The organism is Micromonospora sp. DT178 (genome assembly GCF_049841695.1).
Taxonomy (GTDB): Bacteria; Actinomycetota; Actinomycetes; order Mycobacteriales; family Micromonosporaceae; genus Micromonospora.
The window spans coordinates 173,428-193,315 of sequence record NZ_JBNCKV010000007.1 but is presented as its reverse complement, the minus strand read 5'-3'; the positions used below and the strand labels follow the sequence as shown (position 1 = coordinate 193,315).

Annotated in this window: 18 protein-coding genes; 6 read left to right on the top strand and 12 right to left on the bottom strand. The window is 75.1% G+C overall.

Annotation, left to right across the window (positions count from 1 at the left end):
- Nucleotides 1-83: 83 nt before the first annotated feature.
- From ACLQ22_RS15745 to ACLQ22_RS15710, 8 genes are all read right to left on the bottom strand, one after another.
- Nucleotides 84-1,331: a beta-ketoacyl synthase N-terminal-like domain-containing protein gene (locus ACLQ22_RS15745; protein ID WP_425692923.1), complete on the bottom strand. Its 1,248-nt coding sequence runs from the start codon at nucleotides 1,329-1,331 to the stop codon at nucleotides 84-86.
- A complete protein-coding gene (locus ACLQ22_RS15740) occupies nucleotides 1,328-2,602 on the bottom strand; it encodes a beta-ketoacyl-[acyl-carrier-protein] synthase family protein (RefSeq protein ID WP_425692922.1) in 1,275 nt (424 codons plus the stop codon). Before ACLQ22_RS15740 ends, ACLQ22_RS15745 begins: the two co-directional genes overlap by 4 nt.
- Nucleotides 2,603-2,716: 114 nt before the next feature.
- Nucleotides 2,717-3,121 carry a cupin domain-containing protein gene (locus ACLQ22_RS15735; protein WP_425692921.1) on the bottom strand — a complete coding sequence of 135 codons (405 nt, stop codon included), beginning with the start codon at nucleotides 3,119-3,121 and terminating at the stop codon, nucleotides 2,717-2,719.
- Nucleotides 3,114-3,839, bottom strand: a complete 726-nt coding sequence (locus tag ACLQ22_RS15730) for an SRPBCC family protein (RefSeq protein WP_425692920.1) — start codon at nucleotides 3,837-3,839, stop codon at nucleotides 3,114-3,116. Before ACLQ22_RS15730 ends, ACLQ22_RS15735 begins: the two co-directional genes overlap by 8 nt.
- A complete protein-coding gene (locus ACLQ22_RS15725) occupies nucleotides 3,839-5,215 on the bottom strand; it encodes an acetyl-CoA carboxylase biotin carboxylase subunit (RefSeq protein ID WP_425692919.1) in 1,377 nt (458 codons plus the stop codon). Before ACLQ22_RS15725 ends, ACLQ22_RS15730 begins: the two co-directional genes overlap by 1 nt.
- 14 nt (nucleotides 5,216-5,229) lie before the next feature.
- The gene (locus ACLQ22_RS15720; protein WP_425693054.1) at nucleotides 5,230-5,841 is read right to left on the bottom strand and encodes an acetyl-CoA carboxylase biotin carboxyl carrier protein; all 612 of its coding nucleotides are present in this window, start codon (nucleotides 5,839-5,841) and stop codon (nucleotides 5,230-5,232) included.
- 11 nt (nucleotides 5,842-5,852) lie between these two features.
- Nucleotides 5,853-7,574, bottom strand: coding sequence for an acetyl-CoA carboxylase carboxyltransferase subunit alpha (locus ACLQ22_RS15715; RefSeq protein ID WP_425692918.1), 1,722 nt, complete (start codon nucleotides 7,572-7,574; stop codon nucleotides 5,853-5,855).
- Nucleotides 7,571-7,909, bottom strand: a complete 339-nt coding sequence (locus tag ACLQ22_RS15710) for a TcmI family type II polyketide cyclase (protein ID WP_425692917.1) — start codon at nucleotides 7,907-7,909, stop codon at nucleotides 7,571-7,573. The genes ACLQ22_RS15715 and ACLQ22_RS15710 overlap by 4 nt, the downstream gene beginning before the upstream one ends.
- Before the next feature lie 419 nt (nucleotides 7,910-8,328).
- Between ACLQ22_RS15710 and ACLQ22_RS15705 the strand changes: the two genes are divergently transcribed.
- From ACLQ22_RS15705 to ACLQ22_RS15680, 6 genes are all read left to right on the top strand, one after another.
- Nucleotides 8,329-9,138, top strand: a complete 810-nt coding sequence (locus tag ACLQ22_RS15705) for an AfsR/SARP family transcriptional regulator (RefSeq protein WP_425692916.1) — start codon at nucleotides 8,329-8,331, stop codon at nucleotides 9,136-9,138.
- A 123-nt stretch (nucleotides 9,139-9,261) separates the two neighbouring features.
- Nucleotides 9,262-9,612 carry a TcmI family type II polyketide cyclase gene (locus tag ACLQ22_RS15700; protein ID WP_121398742.1) on the top strand — a complete coding sequence of 117 codons (351 nt, stop codon included), beginning with the start codon at nucleotides 9,262-9,264 and terminating at the stop codon, nucleotides 9,610-9,612.
- A gap of 14 nt (nucleotides 9,613-9,626) precedes the next feature.
- On the top strand, nucleotides 9,627-10,976 hold the full coding sequence (locus tag ACLQ22_RS15695) for an FAD-dependent oxidoreductase (protein ID WP_425692915.1): 1,350 nt from the start codon (nucleotides 9,627-9,629) through the stop codon (nucleotides 10,974-10,976).
- A 237-nt stretch (nucleotides 10,977-11,213) separates the two neighbouring features.
- Nucleotides 11,214-12,485 carry a helix-hairpin-helix domain-containing protein gene (locus ACLQ22_RS15690; RefSeq protein WP_425692914.1) on the top strand — a complete coding sequence of 424 codons (1,272 nt, stop codon included), beginning with the start codon at nucleotides 11,214-11,216 and terminating at the stop codon, nucleotides 12,483-12,485.
- A gap of 365 nt (nucleotides 12,486-12,850) precedes the next feature.
- Nucleotides 12,851-13,057 carry a hypothetical protein gene (locus ACLQ22_RS15685; protein WP_091630565.1) on the top strand — a complete coding sequence of 69 codons (207 nt, stop codon included), beginning with the start codon at nucleotides 12,851-12,853 and terminating at the stop codon, nucleotides 13,055-13,057.
- Nucleotides 13,058-13,364: 307 nt separating this feature from the next.
- Nucleotides 13,365-14,324: a TIGR03557 family F420-dependent LLM class oxidoreductase gene (locus ACLQ22_RS15680; protein WP_425692913.1), complete on the top strand. Its 960-nt coding sequence runs from the start codon at nucleotides 13,365-13,367 to the stop codon at nucleotides 14,322-14,324.
- Between the two features lie 123 nt (nucleotides 14,325-14,447).
- On the opposite strand, the gene ACLQ22_RS15675 is transcribed toward ACLQ22_RS15680, so the two are convergent.
- The 4 genes from ACLQ22_RS15675 to ACLQ22_RS15660 form a co-directional block, all read right to left on the bottom strand.
- Nucleotides 14,448-15,989 carry a hypothetical protein gene (locus ACLQ22_RS15675; RefSeq protein WP_425692912.1) on the bottom strand — a complete coding sequence of 514 codons (1,542 nt, stop codon included), beginning with the start codon at nucleotides 15,987-15,989 and terminating at the stop codon, nucleotides 14,448-14,450.
- A 173-nt stretch (nucleotides 15,990-16,162) separates the two neighbouring features.
- Entirely contained in the window at nucleotides 16,163-18,256 is a 2,094-nt protein-coding gene (locus ACLQ22_RS15670) for an amino acid transporter (protein ID WP_425692911.1), read from the bottom strand.
- 85 nt (nucleotides 18,257-18,341) lie between these two features.
- Nucleotides 18,342-18,743, bottom strand: coding sequence for a hypothetical protein (locus tag ACLQ22_RS15665; RefSeq protein ID WP_425692910.1), 402 nt, complete (start codon nucleotides 18,741-18,743; stop codon nucleotides 18,342-18,344).
- Between the two features lie 328 nt (nucleotides 18,744-19,071).
- On the bottom strand, nucleotides 19,072-19,842 hold the full coding sequence (locus ACLQ22_RS15660) for a DUF5995 family protein (RefSeq protein ID WP_425692909.1): 771 nt from the start codon (nucleotides 19,840-19,842) through the stop codon (nucleotides 19,072-19,074).
- Between the last annotated feature and the right edge of the window lie 46 nt (nucleotides 19,843-19,888).

Below are 19,888 nucleotides of genomic sequence, written 5' to 3'. Positions count from 1 at the left end.
CCGCGCCCGTTGCCCGCCCGCGTCGGCTCCCCGCTGCGCCCCGACCCGGGACCCGACGGGCGTCGTACCGGTGACCTGCTCGCTCACGGCGTCACTCTCCTCTGCGGCGCGGCCCCGCGCAGGACCAGCGCGCTGTTGAAACCGTCGAACCCGCGGGCACAGACCAGCGCCAGCCGGCTGCGCGGTCGCCGGTGCTCCCGCAGGAAGTCCAGCTCGCAGCCCTCGGCCACCTCGTCCGGCCCGGCGGAGGCCGGCAGCGTGTCGTGGCCGAACGCGAGCAGCGCGGTGGCCACGTCCAGCGCCGAGCCGCCCTGGTGTGCGCGGCCGGTCAGCGGCTTCTGGGTGCTCACCGGGGGCGGCCGGTCGCCGAAGACGGCGCGCAGCGCCGTGGCCTCGCTGCGGTCGTAGCGGGGCACGCCGAGCGCGTCGGGCAGCACCACGTCGACCGTCTCCGCTCCGACGCCGGCCCGGTCCAGGGCCAGCCGCATGGCGCGGGCGTACTGCCCGGGGTCGCCCGCGGTGTCCGGTCCGGTGTGGACGGCGTCGTGGGTGGCACCCCAACCGGTCACCTCGCCGTACACGCGGGCGCCCCGCGACAGCGCGTGGCCCAGCTCCTCCACCACGAACACCGCGCCGCCCTCGGCGGGCAGGTAGCCGCTGGCGGCGGCGTCGAACGGCCGGTAGGCCCGCTCCGGGTCGGCGGAGTCGCTGAGCATCCCGGAGCGCAGCTGGCAGGCCAGGGCGTACGGGCTCAGCGGGCACTCGGTCGCACCCGCGATCACCACCGGCGTGCCCCGGCGCACCGCCCGCGCGGCGTGCGCCAGGCTGTCCAGTCCGCCGGCGGCCTCGGCGACCAGCACCCCGCACGGGCCCTTGAACTGGTGGTGGATGGAGAGCTGGCCGACGCTGGCCGCGTAGAACCAGGCGATCGACTGGTACGCCCCGACGGTGCGCGACGGCCCGCCCCAGAGCCGTTGCAGCTCCCGCTGCCCGAACAGGTTCCCGCCGGAGGAACTGGCCAGCGCCACGGCGTAGCCGTACGGGTCGGGGGCCCGCTCGGGCAGGCCGGCGTCGGCCAGCGCCAGCCGGGTGGCGGCGAAGCCGAGGTGCGTCCACCGGTCGGTCTGCACCAGCCGGCGGTTGTCGGCGTACGCGCCGGCGTCGAAGTCGGGCACCTCCCCGCCGTGGCGGGTGGGGTAGCCGGCGGGGTCGAACAGGGTGATCGGTCCGGTGCGACGGGTGCCGGCGAGCACCGTACGCCAGTGCGCGTCCACGCCGATCCCGCTGGGCGCCACGACGCCGATGCCGGTCACCACGGCCCGCGCGGTCACGGCAGCACCCGCCCCGGCAGCCGGCGGAACACCATCGCCGACTGGAAACCGCCGAACCCGCTGCCCACCGAGAGCGCCACGTCGACCGGCAGCTCCCGCGCCTCGTTCGGGACGTAGTCCAGGTCGCACTCCGGGTCGCGGGTGCTCCAGTTGGCCGTCGGCGGCACCACGCCGAACTCCACGGCCAGCGCGCACGCGGCCATCTCGATCGAGCCGATCGCGCCGAGCGAGTGCCCGACCATCGACTTGATCGAGCTGATCGGCACCCGGTACGCGGCCTGACCCAGCGCCCGCTTGAACGCGGCGGTCTCGTGCCGGTCGTTCTGCCGGGTGCCCGAGCCGTGGGCGCTGATGTAGGAGACCTGCTCGGGGGCGATCCGGCCCTGCTTGAGCGCGGCCGTGATGGCCAGCCCCATCTCCAGCCCGTCGGGCCGCAGCCCGGTCATGTGGTAGCCGTTGCTGCGGCTGGCGTAGCCGGCCACCTCGCAGTAGACGTGCGCCCCGCGGCGCCGGGCGTGCCCGGCCTCCTCCAGCACCAGCACAGCCGCCCCCTCGGCGAGGACGAAGCCGTGCCGGTCGGCGTCGAACGGGCGGGAGGCGTGCGCCGCGTCGTCGTTGTCCGGGCTGGTCGCCTTGATCGCGTCGAAGGAGGCGACGGTGACCGGGGAGATCGGCGAGTCGGCGGCCCCGGCCAGCACGATGTCGGCCTCGCCGTCGGCGATGAGCTGGTGGGCGTACCCGATCGCGTCGATGCCGGAGGTGCAGCCGGTGGAGACAACCTGCGCGGGGCCGTGCAGCCCGTACCGGCACGCCACGTCGGCGGCGAGGCTGCTGGGCACGAGCGCCTGGTACAGGTACGGGCCCCCGCGCCCGGCGTCGACCAGCCACCGGCTGCCGGCGTCGCTGACCGTGACGTACTCCTGCTCCAGGGCCGTGGTGCCGCCGACGGCGGTGCCGAGCACCACGCCGGCGCGGTCCCGCTCGGCGTCGGTCAGCTCCAGGCCGGAGTCGGTGACGGCCTCGGCGGCGCAGGCGAGGGCGAACTGCACGTACCGGTCGGCGCGTCGCAGCTCGGCCGCGGTGAGGCCGGCGGCAACCGGGTCGAAGTCGCACTCGGCGGCGATCTGGGAGCGGAACGGCGACGGGTCGAATAAGGTGATCCGCCGGGTCGCCGTACGCCCCTCGGTGATGGTCTTCCAGAACCGGTCCCGGCTGGCGCCGCCGGGGGCGACCACCCCGACGCCGGTCACCACCGTGCGGCGCCCGCTCACGGCGACACCTCGGTTCGCGACTGCGGGGCTCGCAACCCCGACTCACTCCTCGCGCTCACGGCGACACCTCGGTTCGCGACCGCGGGGCTCGCAACCCCGACTCACTCCTCGCCCTCACGACCCGCCTCGCTGTTCGACCAGCTCGGTGTCGACGTGACCGAGTTCGGGCCGGGGCGCCAGCGGTCCGAGGTGGAAGACCACCTCGGCCGGCTCGTCCCCGGTGTTGCGCAGCCGGTGCCGGACGTTGCGCGGTACGAACAGCGCCTCTCCGGCGGCCAGCGGCACCGGCTCGTCGTCCAGGTCGACGGTGATCGCGCCCCGGGCCACGTAGAGGAACTCCTCGCTGTAGGGGTGGTAGTGCTCGGCGATCCGCTCCCCCGGGCGCAGCGCCGCCACCCCCATGAAACCCGAGGTGCTGCCGACGGTCTTCGGGCCGAGCAGCACCCGCAGCTCGCCGCCGCGGCGGCCGTCGGGCGCGACGTCGGCGGCGGCGACCAACCGCAGGGTCCGCTCACTCATCGCCGGCTCCCGTCGCCCGGTCCGCCCCGGCCAGCCGCTCGATCTTCTCCTTGATGACGGCGAGCTGCACCGCGCTGTTGGCGTTGATCCGGTCGGTCATGCCCGCGTCGTCCACCGGCGCGGTGGGCTTCATCGCGAAGTCCTGCACCCAGGTCATCCGGGTCCCGCCGGGCTCCTCGTCGTAGCGCCAGTGGATGCGCATGTACTCGAACGGCCCGGTCTCCACCCGCCGGGCGTCGACCTGCCGGGTGACCGGGTCGGCGGTGCGTTCGCTGACCCAGCTCCACACCGTGCCGTTCTCGTCGGGGTGCATGGTGAGCCGGAACCGCACCGTGTCGCCGTCGCGGTGCAGGATCTCCGCCCGGGCGTACTCGGTGAACAGCTGCGGCCAGTTGGCGACGTCGTTGGTGACGTCCCACACCAGCGGCAGCGGCGCGGCGATGAGGACGCTGTTCTCGGTGTGCCCGGGCGTACCGGCGCGGCGGCCGACCAGCTCGGCCACGCCCGCGATGCTGAGCTGCCCGGCCTGTTCGGGGATCTGCACCCGCCACCGGTCGGCGACCACGGCGGAGAGTTCGAGCAGCGCCAGCGAGTCCATGCCGAGTTCCTCCAGGGACGCGGCCGGGGCGCGGGCGGCGGCCTCGGCGTCCAGCCCGCAGTTGGCCACCAGGATGTCGGTGATCTCGGTGGTCAGCGGACGGCCATGGGTGACGGTCATCAGAGCCTCCTGTGGTGTGCGTCGGGCGGGCCGGCGAGCAACTGCTCGACCAGGCCGGTGGAGTAACGGCCCTTGCGGAACCCGGCGTCGTCGAGCACCCGCCGGACGAACGGGATGGTGGTGTGGACCCCGGGACCGGCGATGTCGAACTCGTCGAGGGCGCGTTCCAGCCGGTTGAGCGCGAGTTCCCGGTCCGGCGCCCAGACCGCCACCTTGGCCAGCAGGGAGTCGTAGTGCGGGCCGAACAGGTAGCCGGCGTAGCCGTGCGTGTCGACCCGGGTGAACGGGCCGCCGGGCGGCACGAAGCGCTCCAGCCGGCCGGGCGTCGGCGCGAAGCCGCGGTCCGGGTCCTCCACGTTGACCCGGCACTCGATGGCGACCCCGTGCGACCGGACGTCCTCCTGCCGCCAGCGCAGCGGCACACCCGCGGCGATGTGCAGCTGCTCGTGCACCAGGTCGATCCCGGTGATCATCTCGGTGACCGGATGCTCGACCTGGATCCGACAGTTGATCTCCAGGAAGTGGAACCGTTCGTCGGGGTCGACGAGGAACTCCACGGTGCCGGCGCCGGTGAAGCCGGCGTGCAGGGCGCCGCGCAGGGCGCACTCCGCGATGGCCTCCAGGGTGCCGGCCGACAGTGCCGGGGCCGGCGCCTCCTCCACCAGCTTCTGGTGCCGGCGCTGCACCGAACAGTCCCGGGTGCCCAGGTGCACGCCGTTGCCGTGGGAGTCGCACAGCAGTTGCACCTCGACGTGCCGGGCACCGGTCAGGTACCGCTCCACGTACACCCGGTCGTCGCCGAAGGCGGCCTGGGCGGCGGCCCGGGTCCGCGCGTACGCCCGGGGCAGCTCCGCCGGGGTGGCGACCACCGTCATGCCCCGGCCCCCGCCGCCGGCCGCCGCCTTGACGATCACCGGGTAGCCCACCTCGGCGGCCACCTCCGCCGCCGCGGCGGCGGTGGGCACCGGCGCGACGCTGCCCGGCGGCAGGGGCAGCCCGGCCCGGCGCATCAGCGCCCGCGCCGAGGACTTGTCGGCCAGCACGGACATCACCTCCGGCGGCGGGCCGATGAAGATCAGGCCGTTGTCGGCGCAGATCTCGGCGAAGTCGGCGTCCTCGGAGAGGAACCCGTAGCCGGGGTGCACCGCCTGCGCGCCCACCTGCCGGGCCGCCTCCACGATCGCCGCGGCGTTGAGGTAGCTGCGCCGGCTGGCCGGCGGCCCGATCCGCACGGCCTGGTCGGCCAGGCGCACGGCGGCGGAGTCGGCGTCCGCGGTGGAGTAGACCACCGCCGTACGCACCCCCAGCTCGCGGCAGGCACGCAGCACCCGCAGGGCGATCTCCCCCCGGTTGGCGATCAGCACCTTCTCGAACATCTCGGTCCGTCCCCTCAGACCGGATCCAGCGCGACCAGCGGCTGGTCGTACTCGACCGGGTGGCCGTCGGCGGTGAGGACCTCGACGACCCGGCCACCCCGGTCGGCGGTCACCTCGTTCATCAGCTTCATCGCCTCGACGATGCCGACGACCTGCCCAGCACGGACCAGGTCGCCGACGGCGACGAAGGGCGCGGCGCCCGGCTCCGGCGCGCGGTAGAACGTGCCGACGATGGGCGAGCGCACGACGTACCGGTCGGGCCGTGGCGCGACGGCCGGCGGGGGCGCCGGGGACACCGCGGCGGGCGCGGCGCCGGCGGGGGCGTCGTGCCACTCCACCTCCAGCACCGTGTCCCCGTTGCGCAGCCGCACCCGTCGCAGCGGGCCGGCCAGCTCGGCGACGAGGTGCCGGGCGTGCCGCCGCAGCCCGGCCAGCACGGCGTCCACCCCGTGCCCCGTTTCCGCCGCCACGCCGGAGGCCGCCGCGTCCCGCGTCGCATGTCCGGCGGGTGCGGGACGCGCGTCGGGTGCCGGGTGCGGGTCGGGGGCGGCCCGCGTCTCGGGCGTCGGCCGCGCGGCGGTCGTCGCCTCCGTGCCGGGCGCCGACGGCGGGGCGTCGACCGGGATGCCGCCGGCGCTCACCGGGCACCCGCCCGGGCGCCGAGGCTGGCGGCGCCGAAGCGCCGGAAGCGCTGCCGCCGGCGGCGGACCAGCGTGGCGGGCGGCACGTCGAGCAGCGGCAGCAGGTGCGCCAGCACCGCCTCGCGCAGCGCCCGGGCGGCCGCCTGCGGATCGTGGTGGGCGGCCGGGGCCGGCTCGGGAACGAGGTCGTCGACGATCCCGAGCCGGCACAGGTCGGGGGCGGTCAGCCGCAACGCGCGGGCCGCCTGCGGCGCGGCGCCCCGGTCCGGCCAGAGGATCGCCGCGCAGCCCTCCGGGCTGATCACCGAGTAGACGGCGTGCTGGAGCATGAGCACCCGGTCGGCCACCGCGAGAGCCAGCGCACCACCACTGCCGCCCTCACCGGTGATCACGGCGACGACGGGGGTGGGCAGCACGGTCAGGGCGAGGATGTTCTCCGCGATGGCCGCCGCCTGGCCCTGCTCCTCGGCCCGCACGCCGGGATCCGCCCCGGGGGTGTCGACGAGGGTGACCACCGGCAGGCCGAGGCGGGCGGCGAGACGCATCAGCCGCAGCGCCTTGCGGTGCCCCGCCGGGCTGGCCATGCCGAAGTTGCGCCCGACCAGCTCGGCGGTGGTGTGTCCCTTCTGGTGCCCGACGACCATGACCGGCCGCCCTTCGAGCCGGGCCAGCCCGCCCACCACGGCCGGGCAGTCCGCGCCGAGCCGGTCGCCGTGCAGCTCGACGAAGCCGTCGAACGCCGTCTCCAGGTAGTCCAGCGTGGTCGGCCGGCCCGGGTGCCGGGCCAGCCGTACCGTCTCCCAGGCGTCGCCGCCCGGGCCCGGCGCCGTCGTGGCGGCGGCCCCGCCGGCCGGCCGCGCCACCAGCGGCGACGGCTCCTGCCGGGGTACGCCGGGACGCGACGCCGGCCGCCGCCCGGCCCGCGCGGCGGCGAGCAGCGCCACCAGCCGGCCCCGCAGGGCGTGCCGGGGCACCACCATGTCGACCTGGCCGTGCCGGAGCAGGAAGTCGGCGGTCTGGAAGCCCTCCGGCAGGTCCCGGCCGGTGACCTGCCGGATCACCCGGGGGCCGGCGAAGCCCATCCGCGCCCCGCTCTCGGCGAGCACCACGTCGGTGTTGGTGGCGAACGAGGCGGCCACGCCCCCGTACGTCGGGTCGGTGAGCACGCTGACGGTGAGCAGGCCGGCCTCCCGCAGCGCGGCGATCGCCTGGCTGACCGTGGCCATCTGCATCAGCGACAGGGCGCCCTCCTGCATCCGCGCCCCACCGGAGGCGGTGACCAGGACCAGCGGGACCCCGTCGGCCAGGGCCCGCTCGGCCGCCAGGGTGATCAGCTCCCCCACGACACAGCCCAGGCTGCCGCCGAGGAACCGGAAGTCCATCACGGCGAGCACGCACGGATGCCGCCCGACGGCGGCGGTGCCGCAGACGACCGCCTCGGCCAGCCCCGTGCCGGCCCGCGCCGCGGTGAGCCGGTGCGGGTACGGCAGCAGGTCGACGAAGCCGATCGGGTCGACCTCGGCCGGCCGCTCCGGCAGGGCGGTGAACGACCCCGGGTCGACGAGTTGGCGCAGCCGCTCGGGCGCGTCGACCCGGGCGTGCGCGCCGCACTCCGGGCAGACGTCGAGGTTGCGCCGCAGCCGCTTGCGGTACAGCAGGGTGGCGCACCCGCCGCAGCGGGACCAGAGCTGGCCCTCGCGGGGCGCGGTGGCGGTCACGACGACCGCCCGACGGGCGCCGCGTCGAAGCGGTAGAAGCAGCGGGCCATCGCGTCGCGCGGCTCTCGCCACGTCGGCAGGTACGGCGACACGTACGGCCGCAGCCGCTCGCTCACCCGGACGAACTCCGGATGCCCCCGGGCCGCCTCGACCGCTCCCCCGCCCGGCGCCTCCGTCTCCAGCAGGTGCACGTACAGGTCACCCAGCCGGTAGAGCGACCGGTGCCGGACACCGACCAGGCGCGGCAGTTCGGTCGCGTCGGACTCGGCGAAGATCTCGGCGACGCGCGCCTCGGCGCTCGGCACCACCTTCGCGACGATCAGCGAACGGTCCATGGACGGGCCTCCCTCCACGGCATCCGGCGTCGGTGACGACGGCACCGGCCGAGCCGGACGACTGGCGACACGATCCGGCCCCGGGCGTCACGGCGGCGTCACCGGCGACCGCCGGGCGGCGACGCAGCTCCCGTGACGCTGCGTTGACGCCACCTGTGCATCCGCTGTGCACCACCCGATCATCCGACGTGGACTATCCGCAGTTAGGAAGGGTTCTCGTGGGGCGCCGACAGGCAAGCGCGATCCTGTACAGGATATTGACCGAGAGTGACCACAATTGATAATCTTCGTCACGGTCAGCCCGGCGGCCGCGGTGTGCGACGCCGTGCCGCGGCGGAGCGATCCGACAGTGGGGTCATGGGCAGCCGCGCCGGGGACAGCAGACGAGTCGGGACGTGCGTTCCGCAGGGGGTGCCGCCGTGGCCGCTGATCGATCGACGCCGACCACCGATTGTCGTGCCGACGCCGAGATCTCCCTGCACCTGCTCGGCGGGTTCCGGCTGCTGCACGGCGACGCGCCGGTCGTGGTGCCGCGCGGCCTGCAACGCGTCATCGCGCTGATCGGGCTGCGCCCCGGCGCCACCCGTAGCAACCTGGCCGGCCTGCTCTGGCCGGACGCGCCGGAGGACCGCGCGCTGTCGTCCCTGCGGACCGCGCTGTGGCGGCTGCGCCAGGATCCCTGCTGCCCGATCACCACCTCCGGCGACACGGTCTCCCTAGGCCCGGTCGTCCGGGTCGACGTCGACGCGCTCGTCGGCACGGCGGCGCGGGTACGCGAGGGCGACGACCCGTGCGCCGCCGCCGCGCTCGCCGCCGGCCGGCACGACCTGCTCCCCGGCTGGTACGACGACTGGGTGCTGGCCGACCGGGAGCGGCTGCGCCAGCTGCGCCTGCACATGCTGGAGGAACTGGCCGGCCAGCACCTGTCGGCGGGCCGCCACGGCGCGGCCCTGGAAGCCGCGTTGGAGGCGATGGCCGCCGAGCCCCTGCGCGAGACGCCGCACCGGCTGGTGGTCCGCATCCACCTCGCCGAGGGCAACGCCTTCGAGGCCGTGCACGCCTTCTACGTCTACCGTGACCTGCTGCTGCGGGAACTGCGGCTGGAGCCGTCGGCGGCGATGACGGCCCTGCTCGACGACACCCTCGCGCCGATCCGCGAGGCCACCCGCACCGCCCCGGCCGGGCCCCGCCGGGCGCCGTCCACCCGGATCGCGCCCCACGCGCGCTGAGGCGGCGTCACCGGCGCGGCGGGGCGAGTGACGGACAGGTGACAGTCGTCGGGGCACGGTGGGCCGCACAGCAGTCCGTGGTCTCCGACGTGCTCGCGGAGCGCCACCGACGAGAGGGGTCCCATGAGCCGTCTTCTGATCGTCAGCAGGATCATCCCGGGCGCGGAGGGACGGGTGGCGCAGATCTTCGCCGAGTCCGACGCGACCGAACTGCCCGCCCTGACCGGGGTCCGGCACCGGTCCCTGTACTGCCTGCACGACCTGTGCGTACACCTGATGGAGACCGCCGACGTGGCCCCGGACGCGTTGGCCGACGCCCGCAACCACCCGCTCTACCGCCAGGTCAACGAGCGGCTGTCCGCGCACACCACGCCGTACCTGCCGACCTGGCGCTCGCCGCGCGACGCGATCGCGGGCTGCTTCTACCGGTGGGACGCCGCCGACGCGGCGGCGTCGTCGCAGCCAGCCGGCTGAACGGGGCGGTCGCCATGTCCTCCAGACCACCCCACGTCCTGATCGTCGGGGCCGGCACGGGCGGGCTGTGCCTGGCGCACGGCCTGCGCCGGGCCGGGATCAGCGTCGCCGTCTACGAGCGGTACCGCACCCGCGGCGAAGGGCTGCTCGGCTACCGGGTCGGCATCGGACCGACCGGCAGCCGCGCGCTGCGCGAGTGCCTGCCGCCCGCCCTGTTCGACGTCTACCTCGCCACCTGCGCCCGATCCCCCCGCTACTTCAACGTCATCACCCAGGGCATGCGGCGCACGGCCTCGTTCACGCTCCGGCCGGACACCGACCCGGTGAACACCGAACGGTCCGTCGCCCGGATGACCCTGCGCCAGGTCCTACTCACGGGCATGGAGGACGTCGTCCACTTCGACAAGGCCTTCACCCGGTACGACCAACGCGACGACGGCACCGTGACCGCGCACTTCGCCGATGGCAGCACCGCCACCGGCGACCTGCTCGTCGCCGCGGACGGCACGCACTCGGCGGTACGCCGCCAGTACCTGCCGCACGCGGTCACCCGCGACGCCGGCACCATCAACATCGCCACCCGGATCCCGCTGACCCCGCACACCCGGGGGCTGCTGCCCGAGCGGATCGAACAGGGCATCTCGCTGATCTTCGGCACCGGCGGGATGATGGGCGTGCTGCACGTGATGGAGTTCAAGTGGGACCGCGACGGCGCGCTCAAACCCGGCGTCGATCCCGCCGACGCCGAGCTGCTGCGCGGCTGGCCGGGGCTGCGCCACGACAACACCCGTGACAACATCAACCTGGTCGTCTGGAGCACGGCCCGCCGGTTCCCGCCCGACGTCATGCAGCTGCGCGGCGAGGACCTGGTCCTGCTCGCCCTGCGGCTCACCCGCAACTGGCACCCCAACCTGCGCGAACTGCTCGCCCGCAGCGACCCGGGCAGCGCCCTGCCCATCAAGGTGGCCACCAGCGAGCCGGTGCCGCCCTGGAAGAGCAGCACCGTCACCCTGCTCGGCGACGCCATCCACACGATGACGCCGGGACGCGGGGTGGGCGCCAACACGGCCCTGCGCGACGCCGCCCTGCTCTGCCGCCAGCTGCGGCTGGCCGCCACCGGCGACAAGACGCTGCTCCAAGCGGTGGCCGACTACGAGGCCGCGATGGTGCCGTACGGGTTCGCCCGGGTCGCCGACTCGCTCAACCGCAGCGGCACCAGTGGCGACGACCGGATGTACAAGCCGGTCGTCGGCCGGCTCGCGCTGCTCGGCGCGCGGGGCTACTTCGGCGTCACCAGCCGGGTGCCCCGCCTGGCGCGCCGGTTCGTCGACGACTTCTACAGCTACCGGGGCGAGGAGGACTGACCGTCCGACCGGGACCCCGGCGCCGCCAGTGGGCGCCGGGGTTCCCGCGTACCCGCCTGACCGCGCGCGGACGTGGGGACGGCGACCCTCCGTCGCCCCGACGGACACCGCCCGTCGCGACCCGTTGCGCCGCCACGACCGGCACCCGGTCCAGCCTGTCGGCGTGATCGGGCGTGTGCGAAGCTGCGGCGAGTTTTTCTCGCGGGTTTCCGGACATGAACGATAGGGAGGTTTGCCGTGGCGTGGTCTTTCGGGCACTGGCTGATACTGATCGTGGCTCTGGTGGTGGGTCTGGCGGGCGGCTGGTTCTGGCGCGGCCGGCAGGACGCGGCAGCCGCCACCCACGGCTCCCCCATGGTGGACGGTGACCCGGTCGCCGGCATGACCGCCGTGGTGGTCGACCCGCCTCCCGTCGCCACCCTGGACGAAGCGCGCCCCGAGGTGACCGTGGACCCCGCGCCGGACGCGGTCGCCGACCGCGTCCCCGCCGCGCCCGGGGCCGACGCCCCGACCGACGCCGACCCGCGCAGCACCGACGCCCCGCCGGCCACGGTCGTCGCGGCCGACGCGTCCCGGGCCGACGACGTCGACCCGGCCGACATGGCGCTGACCGGCGACCCGGTGCCGGCGCCCGACACCGACCCCGTGCCGTCCGACACCGCCACCGACGCCCGACCGGAGCACGAGGTCGTGCTGCCGGTGGCCGCCGAGGTGACCGGCCCCGTCGACCGCCGACCGGCGCAGGAGCCCGTCCCGACCGCCGACGCGGAGCCCGTCCCGGCCGCCGCGACGGAGCCCGCGCTCTCCGCCGAGGCTGAGCCCGTTCCCTCCGCCGACGCGGAGCCCGTCCCGGCCGCCGTCGCCTCGGCGCCGACGGGCGCGATCCCGACCCCGGCCGAGCCGGAGACCGCAGCCGTCCCGACCGCCGCCGGCCCGACCGAGCCGGAGTCGACCACCGTCGCCCCGACCGAGTCCGACACCGCGCCCGCGTCCACCGCCGACGGCCCGACCGAGCCGAAGCTCGCGCCCGTTCCCGTGGCCGTCTCCCCCGTCGAGCCGGAGCCGGCCGCCGCGCCGGTCGAGCCGGCCACGGCCGCCGCCACCGCGGTCGAGCCGGCCACGGCCGCCGGCGCACCCGTCGGGCCCGGGTCGACGCCGGGCGACGCGCCGGTTGAGCCGGTGGTCGTTGCGGCCGAGCCGGTGGTCGTTCCGGCGCCGCGCGGCGAGGTGGACACGCCGGCCGCGACCGACTCCGACGCCGCCGACGACTTCCGCCGGATCCAGGGCGTGGGCCCGAAGATGGCCGCGGCGTTGCAGGCGGCCGGCATCCGGACGTACCGGCAGCTGGCGGAGCTGGACGAGGCCGCCCTGCGGGAGACGATCCGGGCGGCCGGGCTGCGGGCCGCGCCGAGCCTGGCGACCTGGCCGCAGCAGGCGAAGGTGCTCGCCGGCGCTCCGCAGGAGGCGGCCGCCGCCCTGCCGACCCCGGTGGGCGGCACGGACGCCTGACCGGCCACCCCGGCTGCCGTGCTTCCCGTCGGCGCCGGACGGCGGTACCCGGGTGGATCGGGTACCGCCGCACGACCGACCTGCCGTCGCCGACATCGCGGCGCCCCGTTCGCCGGGCGCCGCGATGTCGGCGTTCCGGGCCGGAACGCGAGCGGAAACCAGCGCACCGGCCCGCCGCCGGCGCCGGCAGGCTGCCGGTCCCACGCGCCGCCGCCCCAGCCCTCGCGCGCCGCCGCCCCGGCCCCGCCCGCCCACCGTCGGCCGTCCGCCGCGCCGGCGCCTCGGCGCCCGGCACCGTTAGCCGTTCATCGCGATTGGGTACAACGCCCATCACCTCGAACCACCACACCCTTGCGGAGGCAGCGATGCGCGGCACGTCGATATTCGGAGTCCTGGTCGTCATCTGGCTGATCATCGGCGCAGTCGCCGCCGGGCAGCGCGGCTACTACAGCGGCGACGACACGAACTGTGCCGAGGCCGGCACGATCCTGGTGACCATCGTCGCCGGGCCGCTCAACTACATCGGGGCCAACCCGAAGGTCGACTGCGAACTGCCCCAGCCGTCCAAGTAGGACGCACTCCTCCGGCCCGCGCCCACTCGGGGCGCGGGCCGAGTCGTATCCGGGGACCCCACGACGGCTCCCCGTCTCCGCCCTTCTCGCCGACGCCGGTCCGGCCGGCCGTGCCCCTCCCCCGCCGCCTGTGTCGCTCGTCGGGCCGGGTCCGCACGGTGCGTCACACCGCGTAGGGCGTCCTAGGAGGCTGGGTCATCGGTGCCGGCGTCGTCCCGGGTCCCGCCTCCACCGCCCGACGTTTGTCGGGTCTCGCCGCGGGAACCGGCGTTGCGCCACCAGCGCCGCACGGGACGGGAGCACCGGCATGAGGATCGGCTACAAGCTCGCCTCGGAGGGGTACGGACCACAGGAGATCATCCGCCAGGCGGTCCGGGCCGAGCAGGCCGGCTTCGACTTCGTCGAGATGAGCGACCACTTCCACCCGTGGCTCGACACGCAGGGGCACTCGTCGTACACCTGGAGCGTGCTCGGGGCGGTCGCGGCGAAGACCGAGCGGATCGGCCTGGCCACCGGGGTCACCTGCCCGACCGTCCGGTACCACCCGGCGATCATCGCGCAGGCCGCGGCGACCATGGCGCTGATCTCCGACGGCCGGTTCACCCTCGGCGTCGGGGCCGGGGAACGGCTCAACGAGCACGTGGTGGGTCAGGGCTTTCCCAGCGTACGGGGCCGACACGAGCGGCTCCGCGAGGCGTTGGAGATCATCCGGCTGCTCTGGCAGGGCGGCTACCGCTCGTACGAGGGCAAGCACCTGCACCTGGAGGACGCCCGGATCTTCGACCTCCCGGAGACCCCGCCGGTGATCGCGGTCGCCGCGAGCGGCCGGTCCTCGGCGACGATGGCGGCGGAACTCGGCGACGGCCTGTTCGTCACCGAGCCGAAGGCCTCGATCGTCGAGCACTACCGGCAGGCCGGGGGCGACGGTCCCCGCTACGCCGAGGTGCCGATGGCCTGGGCCACCGACGACCAGCAGGCCGTGCGGGCGGTGCTGGAGACCAGCCGGTGGATGGTGACCGGGTGGAAGGTGATGAGCGAGCTGCCGAACCCGGTCAACTTCGACGCCGCGAGCGCGTACGTCGAGGAGCACCACGTCCGGGAGCTGTTCTCCGTCGGGCCGGACCCGGAGGCGCACGTGGCGGCCGTCCGCCCCTACGTCGAGGCCGGCTACGACCACGTCGTGCTGCAGAACGCCGGCCCCGACCCGGACGGCTTCCTCGACTTCTTCGCCGGCGACCTCGCCGGCCGGCTGCGCGCCCTCGGCTGAGCCCTCCGACGCGCGGGGGCGCGTCCGGCACCGCCCGCCGCGATCGCGATGATCGCCGACGGGCCGCCCGACGCGCCCCCGGGTCGCGGCGGGTCGTCCCGGCCGGGACGACCCGCCGACCGGTCAGCGGAAGCAGTTCGCCACCGGCACCCTGCTGCCCTCGCAGTTGGTGGGCTCGTTGTCGATGATGTCGGTCTCGTCGTCGACCTTGACGCGGGCCTTGTCGACGAAGAGGCCGCCCGGCTTCACGATGGCGACGTTGCCGGTGATCCGGCTGGAGTAGAGGGAGACCTGGCCCAGCGACGCGAAGACGCCGCCGCCCGTCGACGCCGCGCCGACGGCGTGGTTGCGGTCGACCTCGCTGCGGCGCAGCAGGAGGTTCGACTTCTGGGCGTGGATCCCGCCGCCGGAGCCCCGCGCCGTGTTGCCCGACACGACGCTGTCGTCGAGCGGGACCAGGCCCTGGAAGGTGGAGATGCCGCCGCCGTTGCCCGTGGCGGTGTTGTCGCGCACCTCCAGGCCGCGCAGGAAGATCAGCGCGTCCGAGTTGGCGATGCCGCCGCCGGTCTGGGCGGTGTTGCCCAGCACCTTCGTGTCGGCGACCCGGGTACGGGCCGAGAAGCTGGCGACACCGCCGCCCTGCGCCGCGTTGTTGCCCGCGAAGGTGCTCGAGTGCACCTCGGCCGCGCCCCGGTAGTTGGCGAAGCCACCGCCGTACGCGACGGCGCTGTTGCCCCGGAACTGCGAGGTCTCCAGGCTCAGCACGCCACCGTTGAGCAGGCCCCCGCCCTTGCCCTTGGTGCCGGCGGCGTGGTTGTCGACGAACGTGCTCCCGGTGACCACCAGGTGCCCGTCGTTGAAGATCCCGCCACCGCCCCCCTCCGCCGAGAGGGAGGTGCTGTCGACGATCGTGGTGCGCTCGACCACGGCGGACGCGCCGTGCACGACGTGGATGCTGCCGCCCTCGGCGGCGGAGAGGCCGTTGCGGAGCACGACGTCGGACAGCGTCAGTTCCCCGCCGTCGCGGACGGTGAAGAACCGGAACGCCTCGGCGTGCACGCCCCGGACGATGGTGGCGCCCTCGCCCCGGATGGAGATCGGGTGGTAGATGACGGGCAGCCCGGCCCGGTCGTGCTGCGGGTTGCGCGGGGGCGCCTCGGCGTCGCCGGGGTTCTCGGCGCTGTCGGCGGCCTCCCGGGCGTCGCGGATCCCGCCGTCGTACTCGTCGGGCTGCTGGAAGGCGTGGGTCAGCTCGTACGTGCACTTCGACGCCAGCCGCAGGTGGGCGCCGCCCTCGGCGTTGGCCCGGACCAGGGCCGAGATCAGCTTCGCCGGGTCGCACGGCACCGCGACCTCCGCGTGGTGCCCCTGGCCCGGCCGCCCGGGGCGGCCGTCCGGCTTCCCGCCGCGCCGTTCCTCGCGGGCGTGGTCGCGGTCCTCGACGGCGTCGCCGCGGTCGCGCTCACCGGAGTCGTCGTCGGCCCACCGCGCCGGCGACGGCGACGGCGAGGCAGCGGGCAGGTCCCGGTCGGCGGCGACGGCGGCGACACCCGTGAACCCGGCCGAGGCCGCCACCAGGCTGCCCGCCACGAGGCCGCCGGCTAAGAACCACCGCGACCGCCGCCTGGGTGGTGCGGCCCGCCGGCCCCCTTGATACGTCGTCATCAGGCTTCCCTGCCTCTCGCGCATGCGTGACACGGCCGCGTCGAACGGGACGCGGGGCGGCTGACGTCGCGACAACCACCGAAGGTCACGATACGGAGGAGAAACGGGCAAGTCCGTCGAACGTGAATAAGCGTACTATTCACCTCGACGGGCACGAAGCGGCGCAGCCCCGGTCAGCCGCCGACGTGGATGCCGGGCCGGCGGGCGGGGTCGGGCTCGGACTTGCGGATGATCTCCCGTACGACGGGCGGGGTGTCGCCGCGGCCGAGGATGAGGTAGCGCAGCAGGTGCCCGAGCGGGTTCCCCTCCGACCACTCGAAGTGGGCGTGCGGGCGTACGCCGGTGGCGTCGCGCAGCGCCAGCAGGATCGCCGCGATGGCGTTGGGGACGGCCGGGCTCCCGGCCCGCAGCACCCGGAAACCACCCACCTGGACGCCGTGCACCCGCAGCACCTGGCTGAACTCCGACGGGTCGACCACCTCGATCTCCAGGAAGAGGATGTCGCCCTCGCCGGGCACGGGGTTCATCCCCCGCTGCGCCCGCTCCTTGACCGTGTACTCCTTGACCGCGCCGCCGGCCCGCTTGTGGGCGATCAAATGCAGCCGGCCGTCGTGCGCGAGTGACTCGGCGATGAACCGGCGGGCCGGCTCGTCGAACTCGATCCGTTCCGTGCGCAGCTCGGTGGTCCGGGTCACCCGGGAGACCAGCGAGACGACCACGATGCCGAAGACGAACAGCGCGGAGATGGCGATGCCGTCCGGCTTGGCGATGACGTTCTCGGCGAGCGCGTACAGCAGGACCAGGGTGAGCACGGCGAAGCCGCCGGCCGCGACGCGCTGCCGGCGGCGGGCCGCGGAGATCGTGACCGCCACGGCGGCGGAGACCATCATGGCGAGGATGCCGGTGGCGTACGCCCCGGCCTGGTCGTTGACGTCCGCCCGGAACACCAGGGTGATGGCGACGCTGATCATGGTGTAGACGATCACGACCGGCCGCACGGCCCGGGCCCACTCGGGCGCCATGCCGTAGGTGGGCAGGTAGCGGGGCACGATGTTGATCAGGCCGGCCATCGCGGAGGCGCCGGCGAACCAGAGGATCAGCACGCTGCTGAGGTCGTAGACGGTGCCGAACGCCTCCCCGAGGCGCTCGTGGGCGAGGTACGCCAGCGCCCGGCCGTCAGCGGCCCCGCCCGGCTCGAACTCCCGGGCGGGGATAAGCACGGTGGTCACGAGGGTGGTCGAGATCAGGTAGACCGACATGACCAGCGCGGCGGTGGTGAGCAGCCGGCGGGTGTTGCGGATCCGCGCCGCCAGCCGGGCCTCGCGGTCCGCGCCCCCGCCGGCCACCAGCGGCATCATGCTCACCCCCGTCTCGAAGCCGGAGAGCCCCAGCACCAGCAGCGGGAACGCCAGCACGGCGGTCACCGCCACCTCGCCGGGGCCACCACCGACGGTCAGCGCGGCGGTCCAGTCCGACAGCGCCCGCGGGTCCGTCGCGATCCCCACCAGCCCGTCGGCCACGATCAGCGCGTTCAGGACCAGGAAGACCGCGACCAGCGGGACGGCCACCGCGACCGCCTCCCGGAAGCCGAGCAGGAACACCCCGCCGAGGACGAGCAGCAGGACGACGGTGACGCCGACCGCGACGCCGGTGCCGCCGACGCCCTCGGGCATGTACGGGTTCTCCAGCAGGTGCACGGTCGCGTCGGCCGAGGAGAGGGTGATCGTGATGATCCAGGAGGTGGCCACGAACCCGAGCAGCACCAGCACGAAGATCTTGCCGCGCCAGAACGGCAGCAGCCGCTCCAGCATCGCCACCGAGCCCTGCCCGTTCGGGCTCTCCCGGGCCACCCTGCGGTACATGGGCAGCATGCCGAACAGCGTCAGCGCGACGATGAGCAGGGTGGCCAGCGGGGAGAGCGCCCCGGCGGCCACCGCCGCGATCCCGGGCAGGTACGACAGGGTGGAGAAGTAGTCGACCCCGGTCAGGCACATGACCTGCCACCAGGGGTGCGAACGGGTCTGCCCCTCCGCAGCCTCGGGGCCGACCGGCTGCACCCGGTGCGCGAACAGCCACCGGCGCAGCGGGCTCAGCGGCGCGGCGGGCCGGGTGGGACTGGCCTGCGCCTCCGGGACGGCGACCGGGCGACCGGCGCGGTCGCCGGGACGGGTCGGGTCCCGGGCGGCGCGCAGGTCCCGTGGCGGGCCGGCGGGCGGCGGCCGGCGACCACGCGTGCGCCGCGACCTCGGCCCGTGCTCGTCACGCATGTCCCGTCCCCACCCTCGGCGGTCCTGACCCGACCGTAGGCGGTCGCCGGCCGGCCGCCCGCCCGAACGGTGAAGCCGGGACGGCTCAGTCGCCGTCGCGGGCGGCCAGCACCCGGGCCAGGGCGTCGGGATCCGCCACGGTGACCGTCGCCCCGGGGTGTCGCAGCCACCCGCCGGGCAGCAGGGCGGGCACCGGCTCGGCGAATCGGAGGCAGAGCCCGGGGGCGGTGCTGCTGGCGAAGGTGACGCCGGCGTCGGCCAGCGAGAGGCGCACGCCGATCCCCCGCCACCAGCGGTACGGGCCGGTGGGCGCTGCGTCGACGACGTTGCGCCGGGCGGTGCGCAGTTGCCACGGGCCGAACCGGATCACCAGCTCGGCCCGGTCGACGCCGACCCAGGCGGTCGCCGACCGGACGCCCACCAGCGCGAGCGCCGGTCGGAAGACCGGGTCGAAACGGAACGCGAACCGGTGTGCCCCGCCGGTCATCGCGCGCCGCCCCGGCCGGTGGGGCGGGCGGCGCCCGGTCGGGCGGGACGGGGCGGGGCGACGGGCCGGGGACGGGGTCGGGCGGCGGGCCGCCGGGCCGGGTGACTCATGGCGCGGGCGTACCCCGTGCGGGCCGGCCGACACCCCCCGGGCCGGCCGACCCGCGAACCCCGCACCCCCGTTCCCCCGCCCCGGCGTGCCCCCGCCCGCACGGACCACCCCCGACCTCAGGCCCGACGCCCCCCGGCTGACGGGCCTGATCCGGCGGGGACGCGTCCCCGCGCTCCGCCGGGTGCCGGATGCGGAGCGCGGGGACCCCCCGTCACGGCTACTGCAGGAACGCCCCGAGGGGCGAGAGCAGCAACCGACCGAGCGCCGCGGCGGTGTCGTCCAGCCGCGCGCGCTCGCACTCGTGGGCGGCCGGGTCGTGCCGGCACCGCCAGATCTTCTGCGCGTTGCGCCAGGCGACGTCGCGGGTGTACTCGACCAGTTCCCCCTGGTACCAGTCGTCGATGTCGCCGTTGAGCATGTCGATGAGCAGCTGCCACCGCTCCAGGTAGCCGCGCCGCAGACCGGGGATCTTGTCCGCGAAGATGTCGTTGATCTCCAGGTAGTCGCGGTGCTGGTCGGTGCCGTCCACCGGCTCCGACTCCAGGCTGTCGAACGTGGTCACCAACGCGAACGGCAGGTCGAAGTTGATGTGCGCGTTCACCCCGGCGGCGGCCGACGGCAGCGGGCGGGCGTCCGGCCCGCGCATCCGCTGGAACAGGCAGGCCCACGCCTTCGGCGTGCCCGGGCTGGAGTCGGTCCACAGCCGCATCGCGTCGAAGTAGCGGGCGGCGAACTCCACGTCGAGCCGGGACAGGAACACCGGGTCGGCGAACCGGTCGTCGTAGAGGCCGTTCAGCACGCTCTCGGTGATCGTCAGGTACAGCCGGTTGAAGTCGGCCAGCGGGCAGCTCGCCTCCAACGGAGGCAGCCGGACCAGCAGGTCCTGGAGCTTGGTGAGGTGGTCCACCACCGCCGGCACGTCGGCGGGATGGTCGGCGAGCAGATCGACGATGTCCCGATGTACGGGCCCCCACACCGGTTCGGTCATCTCTCCTCCACAGTGGTTCCCGGCACCCCCCGTGCCGTCGGCGACG

Excerpts from the sequence above, each read along its gene's own strand:
- ACLQ22_RS15675 (WP_425692912.1), bottom strand. The coding sequence starts at position 15,989 with ATGACGACGTATCAAGGGGGCCGGCGGGCCGCACCACCCAGGCGGCGG.
- ACLQ22_RS15710 (WP_425692917.1), bottom strand. The coding sequence starts at position 7,909 with ATGGACCGTTCGCTGATCGTCGCGAAGGTGGTGCCGAGCGCCGAGGCG.
- ACLQ22_RS15660 (WP_425692909.1), bottom strand. The coding sequence starts at position 19,842 with ATGACCGAACCGGTGTGGGGGCCCGTACATCGGGACATCGTCGATCTG.
- ACLQ22_RS15670 (WP_425692911.1), bottom strand. The coding sequence starts at position 18,256 with ATGCGTGACGAGCACGGGCCGAGGTCGCGGCGCACGCGTGGTCGCCGG.
- ACLQ22_RS15730 (WP_425692920.1), bottom strand. The coding sequence starts at position 3,839 with ATGACCGTCACCCATGGCCGTCCGCTGACCACCGAGATCACCGACATC.
- ACLQ22_RS15665 (WP_425692910.1), bottom strand. The coding sequence starts at position 18,743 with ATGACCGGCGGGGCACACCGGTTCGCGTTCCGTTTCGACCCGGTCTTC.
- ACLQ22_RS15735 (WP_425692921.1), bottom strand. The coding sequence starts at position 3,121 with ATGAGTGAGCGGACCCTGCGGTTGGTCGCCGCCGCCGACGTCGCGCCC.
- ACLQ22_RS15695 (WP_425692915.1), top strand. The coding sequence starts at position 9,627 with ATGTCCTCCAGACCACCCCACGTCCTGATCGTCGGGGCCGGCACGGGC.
- ACLQ22_RS15725 (WP_425692919.1), bottom strand. The coding sequence starts at position 5,215 with ATGTTCGAGAAGGTGCTGATCGCCAACCGGGGGGAGATCGCCCTGCGG.
- ACLQ22_RS15680 (WP_425692913.1), top strand. The coding sequence starts at position 13,365 with ATGAGGATCGGCTACAAGCTCGCCTCGGAGGGGTACGGACCACAGGAG.
- ACLQ22_RS15700 (WP_121398742.1), top strand. The coding sequence starts at position 9,262 with ATGAGCCGTCTTCTGATCGTCAGCAGGATCATCCCGGGCGCGGAGGGA.
- ACLQ22_RS15685 (WP_091630565.1), top strand. The coding sequence starts at position 12,851 with ATGCGCGGCACGTCGATATTCGGAGTCCTGGTCGTCATCTGGCTGATC.